The sequence below is a fragment of the Shewanella glacialimarina genome, assembly GCF_020511155.1.
GTDB lineage: Bacteria > Pseudomonadota > Gammaproteobacteria > Enterobacterales > Shewanellaceae > Shewanella > Shewanella glacialimarina.
The window spans coordinates 1,869,127-1,882,205 of sequence record NZ_CP041216.1 but is presented as its reverse complement, the minus strand read 5'-3'; the positions used below and the strand labels follow the sequence as shown (position 1 = coordinate 1,882,205).

Annotated in this window: 13 protein-coding genes; all 13 read right to left on the bottom strand. The window is 39.6% G+C overall.

Features of this window, described 5'->3' with window-relative positions; translation table 11 throughout:
- Positions 1-8 precede the first annotated feature (8 nt).
- The 13 genes from FJ709_RS08075 to FJ709_RS08015 all read right to left on the bottom strand — a co-directional run bounded on the left by FJ709_RS08075 (position 9) and on the right by FJ709_RS08015 (position 13,078).
- A complete protein-coding gene (locus tag FJ709_RS08075) occupies positions 9-965 on the bottom strand; it encodes an RHS repeat domain-containing protein (protein ID WP_226415274.1) in 957 nt (318 codons plus the stop codon).
- 93 nt (positions 966-1,058) lie between these two features.
- Complete coding sequence (locus FJ709_RS08070) at positions 1,059-1,586, bottom strand: hypothetical protein (RefSeq protein WP_226415272.1); 528 nt, start codon at positions 1,584-1,586, stop codon at positions 1,059-1,061.
- A 372-nt stretch (positions 1,587-1,958) separates the two neighbouring features.
- Positions 1,959-2,582 carry a hypothetical protein gene (locus tag FJ709_RS08065; protein ID WP_226415270.1) on the bottom strand — a complete coding sequence of 208 codons (624 nt, stop codon included), beginning with the start codon at positions 2,580-2,582 and terminating at the stop codon, positions 1,959-1,961.
- Positions 2,583-2,647: 65 nt separating this feature from the next.
- A complete protein-coding gene (locus FJ709_RS08060; protein WP_226415268.1) occupies positions 2,648-2,986 on the bottom strand; it encodes a hypothetical protein in 339 nt (112 codons plus the stop codon).
- Between the two features lie 380 nt (positions 2,987-3,366).
- The gene (locus FJ709_RS08055; protein ID WP_226415266.1) at positions 3,367-3,897 is read right to left on the bottom strand and encodes a hypothetical protein; all 531 of its coding nucleotides are present in this window, start codon (positions 3,895-3,897) and stop codon (positions 3,367-3,369) included.
- Positions 3,897-4,661, bottom strand: coding sequence for a peptidoglycan-binding domain-containing protein (locus tag FJ709_RS08050; protein ID WP_226415264.1), 765 nt, complete (start codon positions 4,659-4,661; stop codon positions 3,897-3,899). Before FJ709_RS08050 ends, FJ709_RS08055 begins: the two co-directional genes overlap by 1 nt.
- A 228-nt stretch (positions 4,662-4,889) precedes the next feature.
- On the bottom strand, positions 4,890-5,057 hold the full coding sequence (locus tag FJ709_RS08045; RefSeq protein WP_226415262.1) for a hypothetical protein: 168 nt from the start codon (positions 5,055-5,057) through the stop codon (positions 4,890-4,892).
- A gap of 56 nt (positions 5,058-5,113) precedes the next feature.
- Positions 5,114-5,398 (bottom strand): hypothetical protein, encoded by a 285-nt coding sequence (locus FJ709_RS08040; protein ID WP_226415260.1) that lies wholly within the window; start codon positions 5,396-5,398, stop codon positions 5,114-5,116.
- Positions 5,399-10,309 carry an RHS repeat-associated core domain-containing protein gene (locus tag FJ709_RS08035; RefSeq protein ID WP_226415258.1) on the bottom strand — a complete coding sequence of 1,637 codons (4,911 nt, stop codon included), beginning with the start codon at positions 10,307-10,309 and terminating at the stop codon, positions 5,399-5,401.
- Between the two features lie 12 nt (positions 10,310-10,321).
- Entirely contained in the window at positions 10,322-11,263 is a 942-nt protein-coding gene (locus FJ709_RS08030) for a hypothetical protein (RefSeq protein ID WP_226415256.1), read from the bottom strand.
- Complete coding sequence (locus FJ709_RS08025) at positions 11,260-12,363, bottom strand: hypothetical protein (RefSeq protein WP_226415254.1); 1,104 nt, start codon at positions 12,361-12,363, stop codon at positions 11,260-11,262. The genes FJ709_RS08030 and FJ709_RS08025 overlap by 4 nt, the downstream gene beginning before the upstream one ends.
- A gap of 19 nt (positions 12,364-12,382) precedes the next feature.
- Positions 12,383-12,673, bottom strand: a complete 291-nt coding sequence (locus FJ709_RS08020; RefSeq protein WP_226415252.1) for a PAAR domain-containing protein — start codon at positions 12,671-12,673, stop codon at positions 12,383-12,385.
- A 51-nt stretch (positions 12,674-12,724) separates the two neighbouring features.
- Positions 12,725-13,078 carry a hypothetical protein gene (locus FJ709_RS08015; RefSeq protein WP_226415250.1) on the bottom strand — a complete coding sequence of 118 codons (354 nt, stop codon included), beginning with the start codon at positions 13,076-13,078 and terminating at the stop codon, positions 12,725-12,727.
- Position 13,079: the final 1 nt, after the last annotated feature.

The window sequence follows — 13,079 nt, the reverse complement described above, 5'->3', positions numbered from 1 at the left end:
TGGCATTATTATATTCCTTTATTGAAGTGTCCGGCTAATTCAACCACAACACCTAGAAGTGTTTGTGTTTTAGATAAAGCATTTACTGTTACTCTATTTAGGATGTCAACATGTAATAACCTTCTTTCATCAAGCCAATTTTCATCTATTGCAGCTTTATCCCAAGCTTCTCCCATTGCACTTTCATCTGTAAATGCATCTAATGTGGTCATGGTGCCATTGCTATTTGCTAGCATTTTTTTACGAGCAGCATAAGTCTGCGAGTCTTCTTTACACAACCCAAACGGATCCACCCAGTTAACTGGATTAGGAGCATATTGATAATGGTTTATGCCACCCACTAAGCCAATAGGGTCTTGATGTATAAATCGAGCTTGATCGGGGCTGTAGTACCTAAAACGATTGTAGTGTAAACCAGATTCAGCATCAAAGTATTGGCCTTGAAAACGAATTGGGTTAGCAATGTTTTTTTGCTGGCCTGCATAATCAACATCAGCATGCTCATTATCCGCATCTTTAAAATCTCTATCTTTAATAGATGTGCTTTCAATTGTCTGGCCGAACACGTCTTGCTGACTGCGCCAGACAATTTTAGCATTTTCATCCGTTAAGCAAATCGGTGTGCCGAGTTGGTCTAGGTGATAATAATATACTTGCCCTGCTTTAATGAGTGCTACAGGTGTAAAAGTATCAGGCTGATAAATATACCAGCTGTATTCACCTAAGGTGCATTCACCAATCAGCTGGTGATTATCCCAAATAAAGTCGGTACGACCAAGATCAGTGATTTTTGCGCTGCGACGGCCTAAGGCATCATATTCATATTGCGTCAGCTTGCCATTTACGTTGATTTGCACCAGTTGGTTTAAGCCATTAAAGCTGCGCTGTTGTTTATCGCTAGTGCCAATTTGGCTGATCTGGTTGCCACTGGCGTCGTAACGGTAATCGACCCCAGCCATGCTCATTAAGCGGTCGTTGTTTACCACTACATCGTGATTGTTTTTATTGGGCCTTACCGTATCGGATGATAAAGTCGATGACGATGAGTGTTGAATGTGTTATGCACGCTCTAATTCAGCTGCCGGGCTGTTAACACTGGCATCTGCACTGTTATTGTCAGCACGAAGTGAATGAGTAGGATTACCAAATCCATCCCATTGGTATTGTTGCTGAACACGGATTTTGTTGCCAGTAGGGTTAGCCGATACACGAGTATGACTGTCACTGACGAGTTGGCCGATGTTGTTATAGCAAAATTGCTTAACATCGGGCGCGCTTTTGGTTTCAGACCCTTGGGAGGTTTGAACCTCACTCGTTGCGCCCTGCTCTACTACTTCGCTATCACAACGAAGTAATTGATGTTGTTTATCGTATTGATAATGTCTTGATGCAAATAGTGCTGACTCTGATGAGGCAAGCTCTTCTAATATAAGCTCTGGTGCTACGTTATTTGAGCTCGTATGTCGCCATGTCTGCTCAATTAATCTTGAATGGCTATCATACGCATGAGTGAGTTCAAGCTGATTACCCTGTATCGTTTTATGCAATAATCCTGATGACAGATAGTGATAATGAGCCAGCTGCACAATCGGCTTCGATGGGCCATGGCCTGTAAAGCTACTGTCTATTAATGTAATGCCACTTAATTGACAGTTATGTTGTTGAAATACTACTACCAGTAACTATGAACTTTCATACATAAACCATAGGCATGAGGTAGAATATTGCCCTCTTTAACGACTAAACAACAACCTTCGACAGGCGTGTCATCTAAGGTATAGCCAAGACTTTACCCCCAATTAAAAGCAGGTGCGTTAACCAGTAATGTACCTATATTTTGGCTATCCATTTTTAAAGAACTAAACAGGGTTTCGCACTAAAGGAATGATTCAATCTTTAAAGTAAAGTGCCGTGGGTTCATCAATCACTAAATTGATAATCTTGACCCCAAACGACATTTAGCTGCGTATTTCTTCATCTACAATTGGCGGTAGCACACTTCGTAAGGGTGGATTATGCGTCACAATCGATTTTTGAAAACTCACATTTAAATCAGCTAATGACTCAATGCCAAATTCTTTTAATGCTGACATCAATTGCTCTCCCTTGATATTTTTATCACGTAAATCAATCACAAAGCTTTGTAAATTTTGCAGTTCAGCCAATATTTTACTGACTTCTTTACTTAATGGTGCTTGTGCTTCTTTTAACGCGTTATAAGCCGCTTCCCTTGCGCTGTCTGATGATGAGAAAAGTGTTATTTTTTCATCAAATGCAGAGTGTAATTCTGCTTTATATAGTGTTAATTTTTCAACAATATCAGCAATAGTCAACTCTTTTTCACGGCTGAACTCCTGCTTAGCGTCATCTATACGCTCGAATACTTTTTCTAATCGTTCTTCATAGTAGTTAAAGTCATTCACCACTCGCCATAAATCAGAAACCGATTTCTGCGGATAATCCGCCTCTTCAATCATGCCAAAAATCTCCATACGAATAGCGTTTACCGCTAACATCGCAGGTTTAATGGCGGCAATCGCAAACACCCCAATCACAGCATACAATTGATATTCTGACGTCATGCCAGGAACGTGACCGGTAACAAAGTAAACAACGCCAGCATTGATAATATGCGCAACAACTGCAATTACTCCGGCTTTAATCTTGATTTTTTAACTCGGATTAAGTCATTGGTTAAATCAATACTGTCAGGCTTTTGCGGATGTGACGCACGTCTCTCTAGCATGGTTTGAGCATTACGGGCTATAAAGTAAGTGCTACCGATTAATAAGCTAATGGTAGATACATACCAGAGATAAAGAGTGGCTGAAACCCAGACATGAAATTCAAATTCTGGGACGTCATATTGCTGAGCAAACCATTTAATCAATACCACCAGCAAAAATGTCCCCACAATCCAACCTAACCACTCCTTGATTGTTTGAGTGTAAAATTCGCGTCTAATTTCGCCAAATATATCGTGCATAGTATTCCTTTACTTTGTTAATGATGTTAATTCCACCTAATTTCTGTAGGAAACTAGGCATCAGATATTATGGTGATAAGTTTATTTAATGTGGGTATGAGACCACTAATCACCAAGACAATGAAATAATTAATAGTTGAAAGGATAAAAGATAATCTTTGTTAATTTTACCATTTTTTATAGAACCCTATGTGTGTAAACGTTATTCTTCGAGTTAAATGCCACACAGAAAAGCGTTAACCACCACTCGCGAAAAACGGTGATAATAAGGAATATATTCTACGCTAACGATAGTGTCTCTTGGCCTGGCAGTGCCATTTAATTCAGTAGCCTTATCAGCTGACAGCACAGCAACTGAGATGAATGCCAATGATATTATTTTAACGCTTTTTATGTATACCCGTTAGGTCAAAATCATAGTATGCCAATTGGTTTATTACCTTATCATTAACTAATTCGGTATTGTTAACTTCAATACTTCCATTAACGATATTGATTTGGCTTAAATTACTACTTAAGGTAAAGTTTGGAAGTTCAATTAAATCAGAGTCTACATATTGGTACCCTTTCAATACCTGAAGCTTGTTCCCCGTATGATATTTAATCAAGGCATACTCAATCTCATCTTTTTTTATCAATGTGATATTTGGCGTGTGTCCCTTCAAACGAGCAGCAATAAATGGAACACCTTCATTATATGCTAAAACATAGGTGTCAAGAGTCGGTAAACAAATGCCCAATTTATCTTCATGTAAAAGTTTAACTTGATCAAATCTTTTTGACTTAACATCATCACTAGTAAATTGCACTACTATCGGCTTTATCACTTTTATTTGAATACAATCTGACGCTGCAGCAAAATGGCTAGCGGTCAATAATAAGACTGCAAAAATAGATTTATATAACGTCATTACTTAACCCCATAGGTTTGCCAATTATGAACATACTCTTGAATCGTTCCCTTACCTAACGGCGTATTGTAATAGGATTTCCAATACGCTGCCTGACCATGAAGATCATCCTCTGATGGTAACCCTGCTGGAGCCCTTAAATAATGCACTCTTGCCATAGCACATGCATATAGATCATTATCTTTTAGCTCTTGTAATTTGTCATCATTGTTCAACAATTCGCTGACTTTCTTTGCAAGCTCAGGTCTATACGCTAGATAATTATCCCAAATATCATCGTGTGGGGCTGGTTCTATTTGAAAATAACTTAAAGCAGGCCCGCCACCTAATTGTTGTTGGTATTTTAAACGGCTCTCTTGGATGGCGGTTCCTAGTAGTAACATTTCTGCTTTTCTGGAGGCTAAACCTATTTTCAAAAGAGCCGGCTTTATTACATTTGCCATGAAAAATTTAGGGTCTTGCATGCCTGCGATCTGAATGCTCTTTGCTATCAATATTTCATTCATCTTTCGATAAGTTCGACCATTCGCGTCAATTTTGCCATCTGGACGTACCATATTAAGTACTTTGCTTTGAAATAACTTAATCGCTGCAACAGTTTTAGAGCTTTCAGGCCTAGTGCCTAAACGGCCATCAACAATTAATGATTTTGTAGGAGGAATGAATTTAAGTAGTTTGTTTAAACCGCTTTGAACTGTTTTTACATCGTTTACATTGTTAGCGCCACCCAGCCCGACAGCTTGAGTTATTTTTATTGATGACATCGTATTATCCTTGTCATTGTTGATTTTAATAAGAGATAAAATCTGTAATTCTTTAATTTTCAGGAACTGATTTTTGACAATTTAGCGATATAATTCCATTTCCATGAGATGTTCCCCATATGCTCTCATTGTCAAAAACTACTTACCAGCCAAATAATAATCCCTTTCAATTTCATTCATCGCATCTTTTATCTCTTCTGGTGTAGAGTTTTTTTCATAGCGGTAGCTCTAGTATTTCTGAAGCTCATTCAAGTCAAATAATTCTTTACCAATTAATGGAGCCTCGGTTTTGCTTCTTTGAAATTTTTCCTCTTTCTCAATTAGTCGTCTATCAAGATGCTCTTTGAAAAGTTTATTTTTATCTATTTGTTCTTGAGAAAATTTAGTTTTATCCATTGTTAGAATGCCAATATTAATTGGTTAAATTTTTAATATTACAAAAATGCATAATTTCAATAATCTTCACTATACATTTCTCGTGATACCTCATCTAGTAAGTTTTTAATGGCTAATTCCTCTGGGCTGCAAAACTCTCTAGATGCAAGTACACTATACGTAAATGTTTGCCCTGTTTTTAACTGAGATCTTGGGTCAATTTTTTTTTCTGAATATTTAATAATAAATTCTAACTGTTGCAATATTGAAAGTATTAATGTGCTATTTTGATCGATAACATCACTGGCTATAATTCTATTTTTAGCTACTCTTGCTTTTTTTGTTAACAACATAAAATTCATTTAAATACCTATAAAGTTAATTTTTGAAATTGCAGCCTTTACACTGTCACTTACTAATAATTGAGTGCCACCACCATTAGTGAATAATGGTTTGTCTGGTGTAGTCCAAGTATCCATAACTGGTTTCGCTGTAGACTTTAAGCCTGTTCCATCCACAACTTTGAAAGATTTCAAAGTTCGGCCTTCGCCACTAATACCCAATAAATCTGGGCTTTGATTGGATAAGGGATCAAACCAATTACCTGGATATCCATGTGGAGCTACATATTGAGTCATTGAGTCTGGCGGAGGAAATGTCATAACTTCAACTGGTTTTGTTAAATCAAAGCCACCATCTTTTGTGCCATCAGGCGAACCTAAAGCATCAAAAATTTGGTCTTGAGTAAAGCCATTTTTATTCATATAATCAAATGTGAGCTTCTTTCGTGCTTGGAGCTGCTCTAAACTAGTACCTTTAGTTTTAGCTAACTCAATTTCATCTGCTGTTATTCCTTTAGCTAACTTACCTTTTATTAAATTACTTTTAGCACTATTTAATACTGCTTTGCCACCAATTAATGTGCCAGCGATTTCAACAGACTTATGCGCCATAGTAGCAAGTAACGGTGAGCCTGTCGCATCAAGTGCAGCCTCACCTAAGGCTGTCATCTTATCTTCATAATACTCTTGCACAACAGGTGCAATAGCCTGAGCGACCTCATTGCCAGCACCTGTTAATGGTCCTATCTGTTTATTTTGCACACTAGCAATAGTATGCGTTGCGGCATCAATATCACCGCCAGAAAAAGCCAAAGTAACTAAACCTGCACCACCCGCTACTATATCAAGTGCAGAATTAACTATACCCGTCACGATTAAATCAACACCTCCAATAGCCGCATCAATAGCATCAATATCACCATCTTCCTTCGCACACAATCCAAACGGATCCACCCAATTAACTGGATTAGGCGCATATTGATAATGGTTTATGCCGCCTACTAAGCCAATAGGGTCTTGATGTATAAATCGTGCTTGCTGAGGACTATAGTACCTAAAACGATTGTAGTGTAACCCTGATTCGTCATCAAAGTATTGGCCTTGAAAACGGATTGGGTTAGTAATCTTATCTTGCAGACCAGCATAATCAGCATTTTCAATGTCTCTATCTTTAATAGATGTGCTTTCAATCGTTTGGCCAAACACGTCTTGTTGGCTGCGCCAGACGATTTGGGTGTTTTCATCGGTCAAGCCAATGGGTGTGCCGAGTTGGTCTAGGTGGTAATAATAAACCTGCCCGGACTTAATTAGTGCGACGGGTATAAAGGTCTCAGGCTGATAAATATACCAGGTGTATTCACCTAAGGTGCATTCACCAATCAGCTGGTGATTATCCCAAATAAAGTCGGTACGACCAAGATCAGTGATTTTTGCGCTGCGACGGCCTAAGGCATCATATTCATATTGCGTCAGCTTGCCATTTACGTTGATTTGCACCAGTTGGTTTAAGCCATTAAAGCTGCGCTGTTGTTTATCGCTAGTGCCAATTTGGCTGATCTGGTTGCCACTGGCGTCGTAACGGTAATCGACCCCAGCCATGCTCATTAAGCGGTCGTTGTTTACCACTACATCGTGATTGTTTTTATTGGGCCTTACCGTATCGGATGATAAAGTCGATGACGATGAGTGTTGAATGTGTTCTGCACGCTCTAATTCAGCTGTTGGGCTGTTAACACTGGCATCTGCACTGTTATTGTCAGTACGAAGTGAATGGGTAGGATTACCAAATCCATCCCATTGGTATTGCTGCTGAACACTCGATTCACTACCAGTAGGGTTAGCCGATACGCGAGTATGACTGTCACTGACAAGCTGGCTGATGTTGTTATAGCGAAATTGTTTAACATCGGGTGCGCTTTTGGTTTCAGGCCCTTGGAAGGTTTGAACCTCACTCGTTGCGCTCTGCTCTACTACTTCGCTATCACAACGAAGTAATTGATGTTGTTTATCGTATTGATAATGTCTTGATGCAAATAGTGCTGACTCTGATGAGGCAAGCTCTTCTAATATAAGCTCTGGTGCTGCGCTATCTGAGCGAGCATGTCGCCATGTCTGCTCAATTAATCTTGAATGGCTATCATAGGCATGACTGAGTTCAAGTTGATTACCCTGTATCGTTTTATGCAATAATCCTGATGGCAAATAGTGATAATGAGCCAGCTGTATACGCTGTTTCGATGAGCTATTGACTGTAAATCCGTTGTCTGTAACGCTAATGCCACTTAGTTGACTGTTTTTATTGTATTGATAATCAATTTGTTGCCCGTCAGGTAACGTTAAACCACTGCGATTGCCAGAGTTGTCATATTGATAGTCAAGTTGCCACTGGCTTTGTAATACCTTATTTATACGCCCTTGAGCGTTAATGTGTTGTTGCACTGTACGGTGTTGGTTGTGGGCGCGAGTTATTTGCCCTATCGGGTTATATTGATAAAAGTTCTGAGTATTCAGTAGCGCTGATGTAGCACTTGGCTCAAGTTTTACATGGCTACTTTGCTGACAAATGCGCCCCATGGCATCACGTTTGAGCTCAACAAACCGAATATCACTGTCATTCACGGCCACTAAGTTATCATTGGCGTCATATTGATAATGTTGTTCACGGCCATCAAAACCAATTAAGGTTTTAGGTTGCTCTGTTGCTGTGTATTCAATACGGTACTGAGCACCATCGTTGCGTTCGATGCGGTTTAAGTTACGTTCTTTATCGTAAAAAAACTTCAGCCAGCTGCCATCGGCAAAGGTTTGTTGGCGCGCTTGGGCTAAACCGTCATAGTCGATAATGTTATCAATATACTCACTATCGTTACTGAGCTCTTGCTCGCCAGCCACATCTGCCTGTTGACGCTGGCGAATAATGCGTCCGGCATCATCGTACTGATAATAATGACTAATGGCTTCTTCAGGCTTGTCTTGATGATCTTGTGGGTAAGATTTACTTTCGATAATCTGACCTTTGTTGTCACGAATAAATTCAGTGACCAGATCTTGCGGATTAATCGTGGCGTTAACACGCCCCAGTCTGTCATGACTAAAACGGGTAAGCGCATCACCGACTTGTGTAGCAAGTAACTCACCGTCGCGGTCCCAATGGTAGCGATGTGTTACACCAGTAACATCGACTTTTTGAGTTAACTGCCCAGCATCATTGTATTGATAATGACTTGGACGACCATCGAAACCTGTTTCAGATAGTAATCGCCCAGTGGCATCATAATGTCTTTTAGCTGTTCGGCCGATGGCATCTCGGGTGACAATTCTTTGACCTAAACGATTATATTCAAACCGCGTAGTGCCGCCATCGGCTTGAATAACAGCCAGTAACTGTCCTTGATGGTTATAGTTATATTGTATTTTGTTATCACAGGCATCAATGGTAGCCACTTTACGACCAACTGCATCATATTGATGACGTATTATGCTGCCATTCGGGTTGTGGTGTTCAGTCAACAGCCCTTGTGTATTGTGAATAAAAGTTTCGCTATGACCTAAAGAGTCAGTACAACGGCTTTTTACGCCGTGAACAAGTGCTGTATATTCAAAATGATAATGATAGATATCATCATCACCCCATTGCTCAATGCACTTGGCTTGGTGATCTTGTCCGTCCCATGCAAAGTGATGGCTAAAGCCAGATGCGCGTGTTCGGCGATGTAATAAATAAGTGGTATTTTTAGGGTTATATTGATGATCACTGTCAGATGTGATATCGGCTGACTTGACCTTGACATAACTGTAGCGCTCTACTCGGCCATTGATGTCAGTGGCGGCAATAAGTGCTTGAGCGTCGTCATATTGATAACTGGCTAACAAATTTTGATGAATCTGTTTCTTACCTTGGTTATCTAACATGTACGAAGCAATTTTTAATAAATTGCCCTGGGCATTGTAAAATAACAAGACGCCGCGTTTGGGCCCTGTAGTAATTTGGTCTAGACGGCCATAGTGATCATAATAAAGTTGAAAATACTGCCCTTGGTGATTACTAATGGTCTCTAATTGCCATATGTCTTTACCGGCAAACTGTTTTTTGACAAACGCCCAATGAGTGTCATCGGGTTTAATGAGAACATGGCGGCCATCAACTTGATGCACTAACGACCAACCTGTTGAAAGTTGAATACTGGTTTGCCCACGTTTAACCGAGTCAAACACATGCACACGGCCTTCGTCATCGGTTAATTCAAACCAATATTTACCTGGCTTTTTAGGGCCTACTTTGGCAGGTGCTTGATACTGATGTTCTAGCTGAACACAAAAGTTATGTCGCCAACCGAACCCCAGACCGACATTAACACGGGTTTTACTTGAACGGTATAATCGGCGCCAGGTAAGTGGCATCAGACCATTCAGCTCGAAATCAATTAAAGGTAGAATTTCTTCACCGCTGAGCATTGAAACCGGGTCGCTGCGGCATTCTTGCTGATCTATGGCCACTTCTGTTGGGGTGTTATTTGTGATAACTCCAGATTGTACAGGGGATGTAGTTTGTCCACTTTTATTATTTCTAGCCGCTTTTGTATTATTGGCACTGGAACTTGCCGCTAAGGTTGCTGTGTCTGTTGAATGCTGGATCTGCTGTTTTGGGATTTCACTATAAACACGTAATAATGATCTTGTTATTGCTTCATTTAATTTACCAACAATCTGACGAGGCTGTAACTGAGCAGTCAGTCCTGCATGAGTGACCAGTTCCCGGCATTGCATTAAGGCATTTCTATCACGGACTAAATGAGGTGAAATCTCTTCAATTAACTCAACTAGTTTATGCGGTTGTTCAAAGGTCAACAGTTGAAAACCTGATGGCGTCGAAGCACTAACAGGCGCAATAATGATATGACGATTATGGCCTTTAAAACGAAAGTTACTCATTGTCATCCGTGTTTATGCCTTCTCTATCCATGAGTACATTGCCAATCCTAAATGCAGTGTTTGCGACACTTCAAGCTGTAGGCTGCTCCCTGACAAGTCATGCTGCTGATAACGATTAAATAAATGTAAAAAGTTATATAAACCCGCAGCGCTACCTATGTGTCCGGTAAAATTTGTGGTTTGATTTATTTGACTGTCTTCGTCAATGTGACCTGCTAATTTTTCATAAGCATTTAGCCAATTATCAGTAACCGTTTGATCAAAACTCGGTAAATAAAGCTGCTTTAAAACATGCTTATTTATCTGACTTGCTTGAAAAAATAGATTTTGTATCGCTTGAGTCTGCTGAACTAGGCTACTATTTTCGAGAAACAATCCTGCAATATTTATTCCGGTCTCAGTACTATCAAGTATGGTTATAATCGCCGCTTCAGCAGGTTTTTGACCGACATCTTGAGTATCGTTTACTAGTACATTACTGCTTTCTAACTCAGTTAACATAAAATAAAGGCTGTCAACGGATATGACTACAACACTATTTTCTTGCTCTTGCATTAATTCACATGCATTCAGCGCAAAAAATAATGAGGCGCTACCTTGAGGAAAAAAACGACACTGCGGATGGCTAAAACAATGGGGAAAGCGTTGATGAAGAATGCTTACCCACTGCGTTAGCTCAGCAGTATCCAAGTTTGGCAGTAACCACAATACTGGCTTGTCTTTATAGGCTTGCCAAATAAGTTCATCGTGTAACTCAATTTTCTCTAATAAACCCACTAGTCGATTAATTTTGCTATCGGTTGCAAGCCCATAGTCCATCGCAGCGACATAGTGATTTTCACCGACCACTTGATAATTAAAATCCAGCGGCTCACTGTAAGGAAAGTTGAGTAGTCGCAATGGATCGCTACTAGAGCCTATTGCGACACGAGTCTCACGTGCACTAACAATCATGATGCTAACTTAAACTGTTTTGAAGCAGGTTGGCTGATCACACCTTGTAACCGCAGCTTATGTAACCTAGCGACTTGTTGATGCACAGGACTTGAATGACTAATGATTTTATCAATCGTTTCAATGTTAACTTCAATACCATTTATCATGCGAACATTTAACATTTTCGGCGCTAACAGTAGCCACCGATTAAGCAATTTCGCACTGTAAAACTGCAAGTATTCGCACCTTTTTGATTGATCATCTTCAAACTGCCACTGATATGGAACGGCATGATCAAGTTCTGGACCCAAGATGGTTCTTAATGCTTTAAAGGCCGCCAATGTTTGTGCCGGTTGCTGCATAGCCCGAGCTAGAAAGGGAACAAACTTACTAAAACCTGAATAACCCATTAATTCAATGACTCTAGCTCTCATTGAATTATCTTGGCTCATCAGATTAACAAGTTGAGTGAAGATAGGTTCTTCTAGTGAAGTGATAAATATGTCAAACAATACATTATTACAAAGTGCTAGTTCTACAAAGTCTGTATACAAAGCTAGCGGCTCCTTTGGTGTTTCCATAAGCATCTCAATGTATAACGTCGTCATTGGCGTCATTGAAACCTCTAGCACTTCAGCCGCACCTTTACGTTTTAATCGCTTCCCCCTATAAAGACAAAATAATAAATATTGATGTATTTGAACCGACATTTTATTTGTTGTTCTAAAAGGGATTTTGTCTATATTTTGTTGGCTTGCGATAAGCGCAAGGTAAGGTAGATATTTATCGGAGTTAACAGTTGAACTTTCAAATAACTTTTGAAAAACATCAACCTGTTTATCTGGAGCATGCTTGTAATGAAGATGTAAAAGTAACTGCATTATCACAAGTTGATTTTCGATACTGTATTCAGCTTCACTCTCTAATGCTGAGATAAAATCGGTTGATGTTTTTGCATTAAGCAAAGGATGAGAAACACCTCCCTCCTGAAGTAGCATTTTTAATGTAATTAATAATGATTGAGTATTATCTGCTAGATTTTTAGGCTCACACTGAAATGACGACAAAATAATTTGTCGTTGTGCTAATAGAAAATTAAAGCTCTCAAGCAAGCTCATTAATACTATCCTTGTATAGTTAGCCGATCATCACGGTAGGATTTCCTACAATGATTTTTCCACCATGAGCGGTACCATCACCTAATCGTGCAGCAGGTTTACCGTTGATCATTACAGAGCTAGACCCAGCATTGATCGTATCTGGCGGCCCGACACAAATTAGCTTATCGCCTTTGCGTGCAGCGGGCAGAGAACCGATTAGTACATTGCCAGACCCCATAATAATTGGGCCTCCGACATGCGGGACAGGACCTGGGTTAACTTTGGGGCAAATATGCATACAAGATAACGTTGCAGCGGGCATTCCCATCAAATATTCCTTTATTTGTGTTTTAAAAACGGATTAAGTCAATTGAATATATCAGTCTTTATCTATTGGAATAACCAATAGTAATCGTTGCTCAAATGCAATCGATATAGCCGACACTAATTCGCTTTCAGATAACGGAACCCCAGCATAATCATCTGCTATAAGATAATGATAAATACGACTCAATATATCTGTCTCATTTTTCCAACTATGGCGACTTAATAAGAACTGCTCGCCAAATGTTGCACTGACTACAACGGACATATCAGGAAGATTTAATAATGGATCTTGTGGCTTATCAACTGGTTTACAAATCAAATGAGAGTAACCAAATTGGCACACTAATTCATGCCCACGGCAAAATGTACCTAAATGACCACCCCCAGAATAGGCAATAATAGACATG